This is a genomic window from Spirosoma spitsbergense DSM 19989 (genome assembly GCF_000374085.1).
GTDB lineage: Bacteria > Bacteroidota > Bacteroidia > Cytophagales > Spirosomataceae > Spirosoma > Spirosoma spitsbergense.
The window spans coordinates 18260-33839 of sequence record NZ_KB893555.1; the positions used below are offsets into that span (position 1 = coordinate 18260).

The 15580-nt window shown below is 52.1% G+C and carries 13 protein-coding genes; 5 read left to right on the forward strand and 8 right to left on the reverse strand.

All coding sequences use genetic code 11. From position 1 onward, the window contains the following. Positions 1 to 16: 16 nt before the first annotated feature. The 3 genes from B157_RS0118845 to B157_RS0118855 form a co-directional block, all read right to left on the reverse strand. The gene (locus tag B157_RS0118845) at positions 17 to 940 is read right to left on the reverse strand and encodes an RluA family pseudouridine synthase (RefSeq protein WP_020604865.1); all 924 of its coding nucleotides are present in this window, start codon (positions 938 to 940) and stop codon (positions 17 to 19) included. Between the two features lie 28 nt (positions 941 to 968). Then, a complete protein-coding gene (locus tag B157_RS0118850) occupies positions 969 to 1745 on the reverse strand; it encodes a LytR/AlgR family response regulator transcription factor (RefSeq protein ID WP_020604866.1) in 777 nt (258 codons plus the stop codon). A 91-nt stretch (positions 1746 to 1836) separates the two neighbouring features. Then, positions 1837 to 3036, reverse strand: a complete 1200-nt coding sequence (locus B157_RS0118855; protein ID WP_020604867.1) for a sensor histidine kinase — start codon at positions 3034 to 3036, stop codon at positions 1837 to 1839. Positions 3037 to 3050: 14 nt separating this feature from the next. Between B157_RS0118855 and B157_RS38370 the strand changes: the two genes are divergently transcribed. Continuing rightward, positions 3051 to 3188, forward strand: coding sequence for a hypothetical protein (locus tag B157_RS38370; RefSeq protein ID WP_157618501.1), 138 nt, complete (start codon positions 3051 to 3053; stop codon positions 3186 to 3188). Positions 3189 to 3222: 34 nt separating this feature from the next. On the opposite strand, the gene B157_RS0118860 is transcribed toward B157_RS38370, so the two are convergent. The 4 genes from B157_RS0118860 to B157_RS0118875 all read right to left on the reverse strand — a co-directional run bounded on the left by B157_RS0118860 (position 3223) and on the right by B157_RS0118875 (position 6508). Then, a complete protein-coding gene (locus B157_RS0118860) occupies positions 3223 to 3978 on the reverse strand; it encodes an SDR family NAD(P)-dependent oxidoreductase (protein ID WP_020604868.1) in 756 nt (251 codons plus the stop codon). A 162-nt stretch (positions 3979 to 4140) separates the two neighbouring features. Then, complete coding sequence (locus B157_RS0118865; RefSeq protein ID WP_020604869.1) at positions 4141 to 5313, reverse strand: acetyltransferase domain-containing protein; 1173 nt, start codon at positions 5311 to 5313, stop codon at positions 4141 to 4143. A 21-nt stretch (positions 5314 to 5334) separates the two neighbouring features. Further along, the gene (locus B157_RS0118870; protein ID WP_020604870.1) at positions 5335 to 6234 is read right to left on the reverse strand and encodes a 3-keto-disaccharide hydrolase; all 900 of its coding nucleotides are present in this window, start codon (positions 6232 to 6234) and stop codon (positions 5335 to 5337) included. A 58-nt stretch (positions 6235 to 6292) separates the two neighbouring features. Next, on the reverse strand, positions 6293 to 6508 hold the full coding sequence (locus tag B157_RS0118875; RefSeq protein ID WP_020604871.1) for a YtxH domain-containing protein: 216 nt from the start codon (positions 6506 to 6508) through the stop codon (positions 6293 to 6295). Between the two features lie 392 nt (positions 6509 to 6900). On the opposite strand from B157_RS0118875, the gene B157_RS0118880 reads away from it, so the two are divergent. The 4 genes from B157_RS0118880 to B157_RS0118895 all read left to right on the forward strand — a co-directional run bounded on the left by B157_RS0118880 (position 6901) and on the right by B157_RS0118895 (position 13862). Continuing rightward, a complete protein-coding gene (locus B157_RS0118880; RefSeq protein ID WP_026308800.1) occupies positions 6901 to 7920 on the forward strand; it encodes a YncE family protein in 1020 nt (339 codons plus the stop codon). A gap of 118 nt (positions 7921 to 8038) precedes the next feature. Further along, positions 8039 to 10792: a TonB-dependent receptor gene (locus tag B157_RS0118885; protein WP_020604873.1), complete on the forward strand. Its 2754-nt coding sequence runs from the start codon at positions 8039 to 8041 to the stop codon at positions 10790 to 10792. Positions 10793 to 10908: 116 nt separating this feature from the next. Next, complete coding sequence (locus tag B157_RS0118890; RefSeq protein ID WP_020604874.1) at positions 10909 to 12333, forward strand: hypothetical protein; 1425 nt, start codon at positions 10909 to 10911, stop codon at positions 12331 to 12333. A 92-nt stretch (positions 12334 to 12425) separates the two neighbouring features. After that, a complete protein-coding gene (locus B157_RS0118895; RefSeq protein WP_020604875.1) occupies positions 12426 to 13862 on the forward strand; it encodes a metallophosphoesterase in 1437 nt (478 codons plus the stop codon). A 567-nt stretch (positions 13863 to 14429) separates the two neighbouring features. On the opposite strand, the gene B157_RS0118900 is transcribed toward B157_RS0118895, so the two are convergent. Then, a complete protein-coding gene (locus B157_RS0118900) occupies positions 14430 to 15389 on the reverse strand; it encodes an RICIN domain-containing protein (RefSeq protein ID WP_084761839.1) in 960 nt (319 codons plus the stop codon). Positions 15390 to 15580 lie beyond the last annotated feature (191 nt).

A 15580-nucleotide genomic window follows, 5' to 3' on the forward strand; every position in this document is an offset into this window, starting at 1 on the left:
GTATAAACCAGCTTGTCTACTCCTCCACTTTCTCCTTCACCGCCGTAAGGAAAACCTTTGGTACGGGGGCATCGAAACGCATGGATTCTCCCGTTGTGGGATGCTCAAAGGCCAGGACTTCGGCGTGTAAACCCAGCCGCCCAATTGGGTTGGTTTTGGCACCGTATTTAACATCACCCACTATAGGATGCTCAATATCCTGCATGTGTACCCGAATCTGGTTTTTCCGGCCCGTTTCCAGTTCCAGTTCCAGCAGCGAAAAACCATTACCCGACTTAAGTACCGAATAGTTGGTAATGGACAACTGCCCATTGTCCGGGTTCTGGCTCGAATACACGATCAGGGCCTTGCTCTCACGCAGGTACGATGTGATGGTTCCCTTCTGGGGTTCCGGAACCCCTTCCACCAACGCCACGTAGGTACGTTGTTTGGTGGTAGCATTCCACGACTCCTGCATCAGGCGCTGGACATGTTCACTCCGGGCAAACATCATCACGCCCGATGTTTCGCGGTCCAGCCGGTGAATGATGAATATTTTATGCTGGGGATTTATTTTCTTGACGTATTCGCTCAGGATACCGTAGGCGGTGCGATCCCGCTCTTTGTTGGTAGCCATCGACAGCAGCCCGGCGTGCTTGTGAATGACGATTATGGCCGGGTCTTCGTACAAAATGGTTAGCCCCCGGTACTGCGCCACTTCGGGAACGCGGTTGGCGGCAACGGTCACAATCTGCCCCGGCTGCAGCGGATGATTAAACTGGGTAAACACTTTTCCATCAATCAATACCTGTTTGTTACTCAGCAATGATTTGATGTTGCTCCGGTTCTTATGCGGCAATTGGGCGATCAGGAACGCCATCAACTGGATGGGTTCTGATACGGGCAGTTTCGTGTCGGTACGCTGACCGCGTGCCCGACGGGGCTGGTCTGGTTTGTCCATACCGCAAAGGTACGGTTATCAGGCCGAACTACTTACCCAGCCACTCTTTAAACTCGGTCATGCGGTCGCCACTGACGAATACTTCCTGCCGGGATTTGGGTGCCAGGTCCAGTTTGAGCTTACCCGCCGAGTAGGCATGAATCAGGTGAATGGCAGGCAGTGACACCAGAAACTGGCGGCTGATGCGGAAAAACTGCCGCGGATTGAGCAACTGCGTCAGCTTGTCCAGGCTGTAGTCGACGGGGAGCGACAGGCCATCTTTGGTCACTAAAAAGACAATTTTCTCTTCGAGATAAAAATAAGCGATATCAGTGGTTTCGACACTGCGGATTTTTGCCCCCACCGTGATCATAAACCGGTCTTTATAATCGGTCTGTTTCGATTTTCCGATCAGGCTGAGCAGCGTTTCAATGTCGGGAGCGGGGGCGGCCTCCTGCCCAAACTGTTTTTTCAGGGCTTTAAATTTCTCGATAGCCGCTACCAGTTCGTTGTAGTTGATGGGTTTGAGGAGGTAGTCGATGCTGTTGACCTTAAACGCCTGAATCATGTACTCATCGTAGGCGGTCGTGAAAATGACCGGCACGATCAGGGGTGTTTGTTCAAAAATACGAAAACCCAGGTCATCTTCGAGGTGAATGTCCATGAACACCAGTTCCACGGGCGGATGGGGTTCTTTAAACCAAGCCACCGCTTCGGCCACCGACGGAATCTGGTTCAATACGGTAATGGCCGGATCATATTTATGGAGCAGACTCTCGAGCCGTTTGGCCGTCAGGTTTTCATCTTCAATAATGACTACGTTCATTTGTCAAAAAACCGGTAATCCGCCGGCAGTCCGGTACAGTGAATGGAAAAAGTGCGCTAAAGCGCTATCTGTTTGTTGGGTGAAAAGGGCCTCAGCCCAGCACGACTCCGGCCCGTTCGGAGGCAAATTCATCGACGGGCAGGCCGCTCATGCGTTCGTTGACCAACAGCGGCACTTTCACGACAAAACTACCGTCGCTTTCACCCACCCAAACGGGTCGTTTGGTAAGCAGGGTATACCGGGTAATGATGTTTTGAAGCCCCATGCCCGTTGAGCTTTCCGACTGCGGACGGGGTTGCAGGTTATTGCGCACCACGAGGTTGTCATCTTCCAGTTGAATCTGCACCTGTAGTGGTTCTTTGGCCGACATCCGGTTATGCTTCACCGCATTTTCGACCAATAACTGGAGGGTCAGCGGAGCGATGCTGTAGCGCGTCTGGTCCGTTTCGGGCACGTTGATGATTACATCGAATTTATTCTCGAAGCGTATATTGAGCAAAAACCGGTAGGCCTGAATAAACTCCAGCTCGGTTTTGAGCAGTACGCGCTCATTGTCTTTCTGCTCCAGAATATAGCGGTACGCCCGCGATAGCTGGTCGATGAATTTTTCGGACAGTTCGGCATCGGCATGAATCAGCGACGACAGAATACTGAGACTGTTGAACAGAAAATGCGGGTTGACCTGGCTTTTCAGCGCGGCAAACTGGGCCTGAACGTTTTCCTTTTCCAGCCGTTCGGCCCGTACCTGCACATCTTCCAGCCGCCGGTAGGTACGGCGGTTAGCCGCCAGATAGAATGCCGACAGCATGGCCATTACGGTCAGGCCGTTATTCACCCGCCGACGCTGTTCGGACCGTTTGCGCCGTTCTTCCTGAACAACCGGTGGCAGTTCTGCCTGCTGGGGACGAATATCCTGTTCTTTACGAATACCAAACTGCTTTTCCAGCGTACTGTCCAGCCCATGCCAGATTCCGTAAAAAGCAAAGTTGAAACACAGGGCCAGAGCGCTGGCAATGGCCAGCGTAGCCAGTTGGGCCGGTATCTTGAACTCAATCAGAAACCCTTCGCCAAACTGTTTGAACAGCCGTTGCTGCAGCAGTTCCGTCACGGTAATCCAGGCGTAAAAAAACAGAACGCTCAGGACGATTTCCAAAATCCAGAAGGGTATACTACGGGTAATCATGGCCTGCGTCCAGGTCCCTATGTTGACATACAAACGAATAGGCCAGTAAATAACGAACACGCTCAGGGCGAGTTGCCATTTTTGCGAAGTCGTCAGACGGTTGGACATAGTATGCTTGGTTTATGGACAAAACTACCTATTTCCGATACGGAGCCAAAAAGAAAGCGGCCGAATGCCTGTTTCCGGGTTGGGAGTGCCCCCATTCGGTTTTTAAGCCGACAGACAATCCCGACAGAATCAACGTCCGGCCCAACGATTGATGGGTTCCGGGTGTGGTCTCTACAACTACCCTACTCAATACGTGGCTCGTCCGCCCGACAAATCGAAGATAAACCCGGTGGTAAAGCTGGCTTCTTCCGACACAATCCAGGCCGCCATTGCCGCCACCTCCTCCACCGTACCCAGCCGTTTCATGGGTATTTTGGCGGTCATGTAAGCCAACTGTTCGGGAGCAGTTTCTTTGTTCATCGCCGTACTGATAACGGCCGGGGCCAGTCCATTGATGGTGATGCCCGTTTCGGCATACTCTTTTCCGATACCTTTCACCAGCCCGATTACGCCTGCTTTCGTGGACGAGTAGCCCGTCATGAATGGGTTCCCTTCCTTACCGGCAATGGAAGCCAGGTGCAGAATACGCCCGTAATTGCTTTTCTCCATCGCTTTCAGGGCGTACTTGGTCATTAGAAAAGCGCCCCGCAGATTAGTGTGGTACATCCGGTCAAAATCGGCGACGGAATAGTCCGTGATTTTGGTGCTGGTTGGCCCAACGATTCCCGCCGAATTGATCATGATGTCCAGGCGGCCGACCGTATCAACGACGGACTGCACTTCTTTCTCAACCGAACTCTCCTGCGACACATCGACAATGTGGCCCGTGACGGCAAAGCCCTGCCCGGTAAAATCAGCTACCGTACGCTGGAGGGCTACATGGTTGATGTCGAATAGTACCACAGTGGCCCCTTCCATTGCCAGCCGCCGGGCAATGCCTTTTCCGATACCTTCGGCACCACCCGTAACGATGGCTATCTGATTTGCAAACCGGTTTACCATAGAATAAATGTATGTATTCTCTACCTACTATCGTGTTTAATGCCTGTCAATTAACTAAACGCATCCGGATAAGGAACCAAAACAAGCTGGTATTCAGGCCAATTTTCGAATCTGAACCAGTATCTCTCTCATTCAGCAGTAAAAGCTGCCGGTCAACAAAATCTACACATACCGTAACCACCCAATTTCGGGGTGCCGGGCTTTATAGCGGCCATACCACTGGCAGGCTGGATACAGCAACAGCACCAACCCGAACCAAACAGCATATACACCGGGCAAGGAAATACCAGCCCCCGCCGGTCGGCCAAAATTCAGGGGTCCCGTGGGTATTTCGGCCCACGAATAGCCTTGCCCGAAGCTCATGGCCAGCATGGACAGATGCACCAGATACCAATGCAGTATATAATAAAACATCGGCACCTTGCCATACACCATCAGCCAGTGAGTAAAAGCGTTGGTAACCCCGTCTATCCCAGCCAGAAATACCAGCATCAGGCCGAGCATCAGCAGGTCATACAACAGCGAAGGCGGGTACTTTGTCAGGTTAATGAAGGATAGCAGGGTGAATAGCCCGTTCTTCTGCGGAGTCCACGGAGCCGGGTCGCCATAGCGATTCAGGAAGCGGAGCAGGATAAACAGGCCCAGTACCACCAGGCCGATGCGCAGCAGCAGTAGTTTTCGCTCGTCGGGTGGCCGTTCCATTAAACGCCCGCAGGCAAAACCCAGCAACAGTATGCCCAGCCAGGGAACAAGCGGATAACCCACCAGCAAGGTAAAGGTGGGACTGACCGCGAACAAGTCCGTTCGGAACAGTAAGGACCACCCTAATCGAGCGGCCGGATTACTAAAGGCAGGTACACCCTGCAACAGGTTATGCCCGAATACAATCAACAACCCGATAATCCCGACCCACTTTACCGGTAGCCTCGAAAACAGGGACAGCAACACTAAACCACCCCCAATGGCGTAAATCACCTGTAGCATGATGGTTTGAAAGTGGATATCGAACCAGAAGGCAAAGTTGATGATGGTCAACTCGAGCCCGATGAGGACCAAACCGCGCTTTAGCAGGAATTGCCGCCCCGATCCACCAGGCTGGCCGGAGGTAACCTGCTTCCGGAGCGATAGATAAGCTGATGTTCCGGATAGGAATACAAATGTTGGGGCACACAAATGCGTAACCCAGCGGGTCATAAAAAGAGCGGGTGTCGTAGTAGTTAAGTCCGTAGGATTCTGCGTCAGGGCGGGTGTATGCAGCAAATCGCGCACATGGTCAAGGGCCATGATAACCATGACCAGACCACGGGCTACATCAATACTGGTTATACGCTTCATGCGGGAGCCTGAACAGAGAATTTACCGCTTTTTATACTGGCACTGCGTATTGTCGGACTTCACGAAATACGATTTATAATTCAGTGCTTTAGGGTCCATGCAACCTTTCAGGTCGAGCACTTCCACGTTTTTAAAATCAATGGGGTGGCTCTCCGCCTGCAATGCAATGTAGCCTTCGCCGAGGGGCGTGTTGGCGCGGCTAATCCAGTACCTGGCCGCTTCGTCACTAAAATGCCCCGACTGCCAGTTGTCGGGAGCGGTAAAACCTCCGCCTACCTGCGGGCGTTCAAATGTCAGGACGGTATCGCCATTAACAACGTGGTGGACAATAGAATCGCCCAGGACAATGGCTTCGGCCGTTACCCACTGGTCGCCGTCGTAGGTTTTCGAGTCGGAGTCGATGCAGTGCTCATTCTGTAGTTTACCATTCATATGGACCTGTGTGCCGGGGGTGCAGACGTTACCCGTGTGCCTAACCCCTTTGCCCAAACCACCCAGCAACTGGAGTTCAAGCGATACAGGAAAGGTTTGATTTAAAGACAGGCTTTGCGCCGACTGCGAGTGGACCATCACGCCACTGTTTCGCACATTCCAGGTGTCACCGCCGGGGGTCTGCTCCCCTAAAAACCGGTACATAAAGCGGACCCGGTAATAGGAGAACGGCTTTTTGTAATAGATGTGGCCGTATTTCCCATCGAAGGTTTTGTACTGGTCGTAGGCAATCCGCATCATACCATCCTCGACCCGAACCGTGTTTTTATAATTTTCATTGAGCGGTAATCCGGCAATTTTGATGTCCCAGCCGCTGAGGTCTTTTCCGTTGAAAATACGGACCCACTCTTCGCGGGAGGCTGATTTCTGGGCCAGTGCCAACGGAATGGTTAGCACGAGTAACGCTAGTGTATGTAGTGATTTTTGCATGATTATTCGTTGCAGGGCAATTGGTTAGCTACAGGCATTCAGGCCTTACTGTACTGGCTCAGGGGGCAAACGACTTTATCGTGTCTATCAAATGCCTGACCTGCTCAACGGTTTTCTCCCACTGGCTTTCAATCCGTAGCCATTGTTCTTCCAGGTCCACCTTCTGGTTGTTGACCGCTGTGGCCAATTGGTTTCGGGTATTTTTACCCGAGTGGGGAGCGATCAGATAGGCGATGGCCAGACCCGTTGCTACCCCAGTCAAAAAATGCTTCATAAGTCTATTACAGTCTATCAGGCAGATATCCCAACTGACAGCTAAAAGTACATAGCAATTCCAGGCTACTCTCCTTCCTGATAGTTACATGGGTCGTATTAACAATAATATAGATTCAACCCCGCTGCTTTTTCAATTTCTTAACATCAGGCATGGTATCATTTCCCATTCTTTAATCCCTCCTTTCCACCTGCATTTACTATCGGTAGAATGTACGCTGATATACTGCCTTTTATCCTGGAGAATACGCCAATCCCGTTAAAAACTTCAGATTTTGTACTGATTATTTTAATCTGATTATTACTTTTCTGTAAAGAAAAAATAAGAGGCATTTCACTAATAATCAACTACTTACATTTGCAGAAAAATAGACTATCCCTGGATCTCCCTGTATGCTAACCCATAAAAGACAGCTAATTACGCTGGTTTTGGTTTGTATGTATTCGTTCGTACTGGCTCAGTCAGTACCTACGTATTCGTTCATCAAAAAAATCAGTTTGCCCACCGGCAACGGCAAGTGGGACTATCTGAAAATGGACGGCGAACGCGAACGGCTCTTCGTTTCACACTTCGACCGGGTACACATCATCGACCTCAAAACCGACCAGCCCATCGGCGAGATAACCGGATTGAAAGGTGTGCATGGTATTGCACTGGCCAAGGATCTGAACAAAGGATACATCACCAACGGTGCTGATAACGCCATAACCGTTTTCGATTACGACACCTTTAAGGTTCTGCAAACGATTCTGGTAACAGGCAAAAAAGCTGATGCCATCTTGTACGACAAAGCCACAAAGCAGATTTTCGTGTTCAATAACGGTAGCGGCAATGCCGTGGCAATCGACGCGACAACCGATAAGGTAGTTGGTAGTGTTGAGATGGGGGGCGCACCGGAGTTTGCCGTGTCGAATGAGAAAGGCAGCATCTTCAATAATAATGAAGATACCAACGAGATCGTCGAGATCGACGCCAAAACCTTTGCCGTAAAGAATAAGTACGCCGTGGCACCCGGCGGTGTACCTACCGGTCTGACCTACGATGCCGCAACGAATCGCCTGTTTTCGGTTTGCCGCAAACCTCAAATGCTGGTGGTGATGGATGCCTCGAACGGCAAAGTCGTTCAGACACTGCCGATTGGTGGCGGGGTCGATGCGGTGGTCTTCGATAAGGAAACGAAGCTGGTCATGGCTTCCAACGGACAAGGGAATGTCACCATCGTTCGGCAGGAGTCGCCCGATACATACGCGGTTGTGCAGACGCTGACCACGAAACCGGGCCTGAAAACGATGGTTCACCGGGGCACTACCCATCGTATTTATCTCAGTGGTGCCGATCTGCAGGCTGATGGCAAAACACCGGTGCCCGGTACTTTCGGCGTGTACGTATACGGCCCGGGCCAGAAACAATAAATGCGCGTCTGGGTCAGACCTAAAGTCACCCGGTAAACTCAGCCAGATTCGTTCCGGCCAACTATGCCCTGAACAGGGGCCGGAGGTTCATGCTTTTTCGGATGTAAACCAGAATACTATGCGATATATTTTACTGATTAGTTTGTTTGTCAGCAGTTTGGCGGTTAAAGCGGCTACCATCAAAGGATACGTAACTGATGCCCAAACCGGTGAATCCTTAATAGGTGCTACCGTTACCTTAACTAAATCGGACGGAGAAACGACAAAACAAGGTGTTGTTACGGGACTGGATGGCAGCTACACCCTGCGCGACGTACCGGAGGGAACGTATAAACTTACCGTTAGCTACGTCAGCTACAAAACATTAACCCAGACACTGACCGTTGGAAGCGGTACGATCTCCCAAAATATAGCGTTGAACAGTTCCAGTAATGATCTGTCTGAGGTAGTAATTTCGGGACGGGGCGACCGGGAGAGCGAGAACAGCACCCGCAAAACCGAGCAGAAAGCAGACAATGTGCTCAACATCATTGGGGCCAAAGCGATTTCACTGCTGCCCGATATTACGGTGGGTAATGTACTCCAGCGGGTATCCGGCGTATCGGTCGTGCGGAACAGCACCGGCGACGGCCAGTTTGCCATTATCCGGGGCATGGACAAGCGGTATAACTACACACTCGTCAACGGCATCAAGATTCCCTCACCCGACAACAAGAACCGCTACGTGCCGATGGATATTTTCCCGGCCGATCTGCTCGAACGGCTGGAAGTAGTGAAAGCCCTCACGCCCAGCATGGAAGGTGATGCCATCGGGGGGGCCATGAACATGATTATGCGCTCGGCACCCGATTATCTGGTTATTAACGCGACAGCATCGGGCGGCTACAGTCAAATGCTCAGCAGTCAGCCGTTTTCGGGGTTCAGTACATCAGGTATCAACTTCCGCTCCCCCTCCGAAGTGGCGGGCAGCAACCGCTACGCAGCCCAACCGTCGGATTTCTCGACCAAAACGGCGCAGTATCAGAACGTAAAGCTGCCGGCAAACGGTCTGCTGAGCCTGTCGATTGGCAATCGGGTGCTCAACAAACGGCTGGGCTTTCTGGTTGGAGGTTCGTATCAGCACACCTACCGGGGCAGCGAAACCACCTTCCTGCGGCTCTTCGGTCAGCCCTCACCCGACCCCGTACCGAACACGCCCATTTTTGAGTTTGTGGAGCAACGCAAATACTCCAATGAGCAGGCGCGGCTGGGCCTGAACCTCAAAACCGATTACGTCTTCAACGAAGCCAATAAGATTAGCTTATATGGGCTGTTCATGCAGCTCGACGATAAGCAGCACCGCACCGTACTGGGCAATCAGCTGGTTCAGATTGGCGACGTTACCACCACCGACCGTTCGGTATTTCGGCGGCAGAACGTCTATAACGCTAGCCTCCAGGGCGACCACGCTCTAACGGGGAAATTAAAATTGAACTGGTCGGCGGTGTATTCGCTGGCCAAAAGCCAGACACCTGGCTGGACCGACCTGTCGATAACGAGTCGCACGGCACTGGCGCCGGATGGCGTTTCCCAGCAATCAACACTGTATATCAATAACCTGAACTACATCTGGACCCGAAATAACGACCGTGACCTGGCCGGTTACGTAAACCTCAATTACACGGTTGCTCCGGGTTTCGAGGTGTCGGCCGGGGGGATGTTCCGCGATAAAGACCGCAATAATTACTACAACGATTACCAGCTGTCGACGGTACTACCCGGTGGCGACCGGCAGGTGTTTACCAGCGTCGACAAGGCCATTTTCTCGTTCCGGCCCGAATCCTACGCCTACCCCGACAGCACAAACGCCAATAACTACACAGCCAAAGAGCAGGTAGGGGCTGCCTACATCCAGGGTAAATACAACAATGACCACTGGCAGATTCTGGGCGGTGTACGGGCTGAGAACACGCAGCAGTCCTACGTATCGCAACTGCCCGTGACGGCAACGGGCAAGACCGGTAAAATTCAGTATCTGGATATTTTGCCAAGCCTGCACTTTAAATACAAACTGTCGGCCCGTGAGAATATCCGTCTGTCCTACTTCCGGGGCATTAGCCGGCCGGGCTATTTTGAGCTGGTACCGGCTTCGTTTCCCGGTGATTTCTACACCGAAACGGGCAATTACAACCTCAAACACAGCGTAGCCGACAACCTCGACGCGCGGTATGAACTATTTCCGCGTGGCAACGAACAACTACTGATAGGCGCTTTCGCGAAGAACATCAAGAATCCTATCGAGTACGGCTTCAGCGATCTGGCGCAGAATAATATTGTCTATCAGCCCATTAATTACGGAAACGCGCTGAATTACGGTGCAGAACTGGTGTTCTCGCACTACATCAGCAACTGGGGCATTTCGGGTAACTACACCTACACACACTCGCGCATCACTACTACGAAACGGGTGTACGGACGCGATGCCAACGGCAGCACAGTGGCGACCACCCAACAGCAAACCCGCCCGCTACAGGGTCAGTCAGACCACATCGCCAACCTGTCACTGATCTATAAAAGCAGTCAGACGGGCATTGACGCGCAGCTGGCCTGGGTGTACACCGGCAAGCGCATCAATATCGTATCGGCCTATAAAGACCTCGATTACTGGCAGCGCGGCACCTCGCAGGTCGACTTCTCGGCGGAGAAACGCTTCGGCACGCGGGTTAGCGTGTTTGCCAAGATGACCAACCTGCTCAACAACCCGATCATCGTGGATATTCTGCGGCCTAACACACTCGTCGGCTACCCCGATCAGGATCACACCGACCGCATTACGGTGCAAAAAGACGTGTTCGGCCAGAGCTATCTGCTGGGCATCCGGTATAAACGATAAAATCAATGAACAATGGATAATGTACAATGGAAAGACAATAGGCACCTCCTTCATTATACATTTTACATTCTTCACTGTACACTCTCCTTTCAATCAATTACCCAAAATAAAGTACAATGAAAAACCAAATCAAATACGGTATCCTGGCTGCCGGACTGGTAGCTGCGCTGTCTGGCTGTAATAGTTCCAGCGAAGACGTAGTCGTGTCGGCACCGCTGTTTAGCGTCGGGCAGGCTGTGAGCACCAAAACACCGCTCCAGGGTTCGATCAAAGGCACGCTGAAGTCGGATTCGACCTATAACGTGACGGGCGATGTGTTTATCAACGAAGGCGACACGCTCCTGATTCAGCCGGGCGCCAAAGTGCTGTTCGATGGTAAGGGTGCCTGGTATTTCGTCGTGAAAGGGTCGTTGTTATCACTTGGCACGCAGGCTAAGCCAATCTACTTCACCGTGCCATCTTCGGTAGCGGTTAAAAACGAAACGCTCGGTGCTGACCCTACTACCGACCCGGCCTACAAAGGCTTCTGGGGTGGTATTGCGGGTGAAACGACCTTCAAAAACATCATCATTAAGTGGACCCACCTCGATTTTGGCGGTGGCAAGCTCGGCACATCGCCGGTATCGTTCCTGGCCAACGGAGCCAACGCCTATACGCTGACCTCCAAGAATTCGGACGGTATCGTAGTACTGGAAGATTCGTGGGTGTATGGTGCAGTCGATGATCCATGTCGTCCGTTTGGCGGCAAGTACAACATTATGCGCAACACCTTCGAGAAATGCGGCTTTACCGGGGGCGAAGCGTTCAATATCAAAGGGGGTACCGTCGGCAATTTTGCTTACAACCTGATTATCGGCATGGCTACCAACGGCCCGAAAGCGTCCAATGACGGGCAATCGCCTACCCAGCCACAGACCAACATCCTGATGTACAATAATACGATGGTGGCCAACGGCTGGCGCCGGTCGTCCGACGGACGGGGTGGCTCGATCAACTATGAGAACGGGGCCAAAGGCGGTTACTACAATAACCTGATTGTCGATAGCAAATACGGCCCGCGTATCGTGGGGGCTACAGCCTCCTATGCGGGTAACTCGCTGGTGGTAGCCGACACCTCGAACATCAAGTACAGCAATAACTACAACTACGTCGATTCGCTGAAGATGGCCAACCAGATCTATCCGGTCGGCTTTACCACCAAGCCACAAACGACCGATATTCCGGCTCCATCAACGTTTCTGCCAACAGGCTATAAGCCCGGTCAGGCATATGACGGTACAGCAGTCGTACAGAAAAACAACCCGCTGTTCGTGAATTTCCCGCTGCCCTACGTAGCCACGAAGAAAATTGCGGACGCCAGCTTTGTTGGTACCTTCAATTTCCGGCTCCAGCCTACATCACCCGCTTTGGGCAAAGGCACGACGGGCTTTACCCCGCTGAACGTGGTGCCGATCAGCGAACGCTACGGCTCTACGGAAATAACGGCGCCCAGCACCGACATTGGTGCCTACCCATCCAACGGAAAAGGGAATCAGCATTGATTGAATGGACAATGTAAAATGAATAATTATTGCAACGGCTGATTATCCATTTTACATTGTCCATTATTCATTTACCCCAACCCACCTCCCCAATGAAGCAATTAATTACCCTTCCATTCCTGCTCTTCTCTCTGCTATGTTGTAAGCTGACAACAGCACAGGATAATTTCATTGCCAAGCCATACCTGCAAATCGGGCGTACGCCTTCTCCGGACAACCTGCAACTACTCTGGCACGCGCCGGATAACGATGCGGACTGGACGGTCGAATACCGGATGGGAACTAGTGGTCCCTGGAAGAAAACGGCTGTCCCAACGTCTATTCGGGTGGCGGTTGCTGGTATCGAGCCGCACCGGGTCTATAACGCAGCCCTGACCGGCCTGACGCCGGGTGGAAAATTTACCTACCGGGTGTTGCAGGGTAAGAAAGAAGTATTTACGGCCGAAGGGCAGGCATCCAAAGCGTCTACCCAGCCGTACCGGTTTGTGGCCTTCGCCGATATTGGCGCCGAAACGGCCGCCCAGAAAAAACTGGCCACGCAGGCCATGCTCGCCAAACCCGATATGGTGGTTGTACCCGGCGATATCGTATACGAACGCGGGCTCATTTCGGAGTACCGGTCACGGTTCTGGCCTATCTATAATGCTGACCAGACTACCGCTGAGGGTGCTCCCCTGCTGCGGTCGGTGCCGATGATTGTGGCTCCCGGCAACCATGATACCGACACCCGGGACCTGAACAAGTACCCCGATGCACTGGCGTATTTCTACTACTGGAACCAGCCCCTCAACGGGCCGCAGGGCGTGGAAGGTGGCCCAATGGTGCCTACCCTCACCGCTTCGGCTGATAATCGGACGGCTTTTCAGACGGCCGCCGGAGATGCCTACCTCAAAATGGCAAACTACTCGTTCGATTACGGCAATGCTCACTGGACGGTACTTGACTCCAACCCATATGTTGACTTTACCGACAAAACCATCACCGACTGGGTAGCCGCCGATTTGGCATCGCCAGCCGCTCAGAAAGCCACATGGCGGTTTGTGATGTTTCATCATCCGGGTTTCAACTCATCGCGGGAGCATTTCGAGCAGCAGCACATGCGTTTACTCTCGCCCGTATTCGAGCAAGGCAAGGTCGATGTGGTGTTCAATGGCCACGTGCATAATTACCAGCGGTCGTATCCAATGACGTTTGTGCCGGATAAAAAAGGCGTATTACTGGTGGCCAGTATGGGCAGTACCAAAGCACGGGGCCGGGTAGTGAACGGACGCTGGACGCTTGATAAATCGTTCGATGGAAAGACGAACACTAAACCCAGCGGTATTATCTACCTCGTGACGGGCGCGGGTGGGCAGGAACTCTACAACCCCGAACAAAACAATGACCCCGATTCCTGGCAGAAGTTCACCACCAAATTCTACTCTAACATTAATTCGCTGACGGTGGTGGACATAAACGACAAAACTATGACCGTTAAGCAGATTGACGTGGACGGCAAGGAGCTGGATTCCTTCAAAATCACCAGGTAGTCTGTTTTTTTTAAATAGCCGCACTATCTCATGCGTATGGGACGCGGCTATTTTTCACATGGACGTCACTTCAGTCCAACACCCGGATACGGCCGCTGCGAATTTGCGAGGGCTGTATCCGGGTGTTGGACTTTACGTTTAAGGTTAAGGTGAGGTAGTAGCGGTAAACTATTAGAAAAAGAGGAAGGTGGACGCGTAAAAAAGAGGAAGAATATAAGTAAACATTTATGGGTTACGCTGTCCAAATTGGGGGTTTCTGCCAGTTTCTCATTGACCCATTTTCGGCATTCTTTTGCTCATTTCAGGCATTTACTTTTTTAATTAACGTATCATCAAGTTGATTTTCAACAACTTACCGAACACTTAAAAACAATAACAAAGCACAAACCAGCGGGGCAATTCTAAACATCAGTTCTAACTGGCCGTTGCCAGTTTACAGGGGTTCCCGGAATGGCTATATTTACCGATAGACGTGATACCCCTCCCTCTGGCTCATACCCAGTGGCAACCCGGCTACGGATGAGGCCGTATCAACTTGCCCGACCTCATCCGTATCGCACCTGTCAATTACCGTTGTATCAACAGCCGCAACGTAGTTGGCGATTGCCCGGTGGGTGTAACCTGAATCAGGTACAGGCCGTCGGGAAGCTGGCTGGTGTTCAGGCGGTACGGCTCGGCAGGGGCCACTTCCAGCTTCGTCTGCTGGAGTGGGTGGCCCAGCAGATCGTTAAGTTGCAAACCCACCGGTTGTCCAATAACAGGGCTAAGGTCGATCAGTACGTGGTCGCGGGCAGGGTTAGGCCATAGTCTGACTGCTACTCCCGTTTCCACAGCGCCCAATCTGGCCCCGGCCGGACACGTCCTCTCCTGGACGCTCCATTGCTGTTGCTGCCCCGCCCCCAGAGTCTGCTGGCTAATTTCAGCCCCCTCGGCCGTACTGGCATTGCGTACCGTAATCGCTTTACTGGAATTGCGGTTGCTGAACGTATAATAACCCTCGGCGTTGCGCTGTGCACTCCATTGCTGATGACTGCCCCCCCAGTAGGTCCATTGCTCCAGCAGGGCATCATCGGCACTCGAGAAATTGGCCACCTGAATACCTTTCTGGGTAGACAGCACCGTGATGCTGTAGTAGCCCCCATCGGCAGGCGTAAACCGCCAGCCCTGGGTAAGCTGATTGGCGTCGGTTTGCTGAACAAGTTTGTCCCCGTCATTCTGGGCACTACCAGTTATGCCCAGCACCCTGCCACTGAGCCGGGATACCAGCCGGTAGCACTTATTAGGCTCAACCGCCGAAACGGACATCGGAGACGAGAGGTTGGGTAAGGGTGCTGCCACCGGGGAGATCATCACAGTACCCAGGGAAGACCCGTCGTTATTTCTCGTTACCACGCCCATGTTAACAGAACTTGACGGTAACGGCAGGCAAAACCCGGCCGACTGGCTCCCTAACCAACAGAGAAGGCTAATAAAAAGACTGTAGTGAACGGTAAAGTACTTGGGATTGTACGTAAACAGTGTGTTCATCAAGGTATGAATTTGGGTTAGATTATTGTTGGGTAATCGTCTGCAGTGAGCCACGCTTCATGTTGACTTAAGTCTGAATCCTGCGTTACAATTTATTATTTACGCGGCATTTTGCGGAAATAAACACGGCGATCATAGAAGAATAAAGTGTATAAACCGGGCATCAAATACGATGGCAAGTACCCCACACA

Coding starts and splice junctions, on each gene's coding strand:
- B157_RS0118895 (WP_020604875.1), top strand. CDS start 12,426: ATGAAGCAATTAATTACCCTTCCATTCCTGCTCTTCTCTCTGCTATGT.
- B157_RS0118890 (WP_020604874.1), top strand. CDS start 10,909: ATGAAAAACCAAATCAAATACGGTATCCTGGCTGCCGGACTGGTAGCT.
- B157_RS0118880 (WP_026308800.1), top strand. CDS start 6,901: ATGCTAACCCATAAAAGACAGCTAATTACGCTGGTTTTGGTTTGTATG.
- B157_RS38370 (WP_157618501.1), top strand. CDS start 3,051: ATGGACAAAACTACCTATTTCCGATACGGAGCCAAAAAGAAAGCGGCC.
- B157_RS0118850 (WP_020604866.1), bottom strand. CDS start 1,745: ATGAACGTAGTCATTATTGAAGATGAAAACCTGACGGCCAAACGGCTC.
- B157_RS0118860 (WP_020604868.1), bottom strand. CDS start 3,978: ATGGTAAACCGGTTTGCAAATCAGATAGCCATCGTTACGGGTGGTGCC.
- B157_RS0118845 (WP_020604865.1), bottom strand. CDS start 940: ATGGACAAACCAGACCAGCCCCGTCGGGCACGCGGTCAGCGTACCGAC.
- B157_RS0118875 (WP_020604871.1), bottom strand. CDS start 6,508: ATGAAGCATTTTTTGACTGGGGTAGCAACGGGTCTGGCCATCGCCTAT.
- B157_RS0118900 (WP_084761839.1), bottom strand. CDS start 15,389: ATGAACACACTGTTTACGTACAATCCCAAGTACTTTACCGTTCACTAC.
- B157_RS0118885 (WP_020604873.1), top strand. CDS start 8,039: ATGCGATATATTTTACTGATTAGTTTGTTTGTCAGCAGTTTGGCGGTT.
- B157_RS0118855 (WP_020604867.1), bottom strand. CDS start 3,036: ATGTCCAACCGTCTGACGACTTCGCAAAAATGGCAACTCGCCCTGAGC.
- B157_RS0118870 (WP_020604870.1), bottom strand. CDS start 6,234: ATGCAAAAATCACTACATACACTAGCGTTACTCGTGCTAACCATTCCG.
- B157_RS0118865 (WP_020604869.1), bottom strand. CDS start 5,313: ATGAAGCGTATAACCAGTATTGATGTAGCCCGTGGTCTGGTCATGGTT.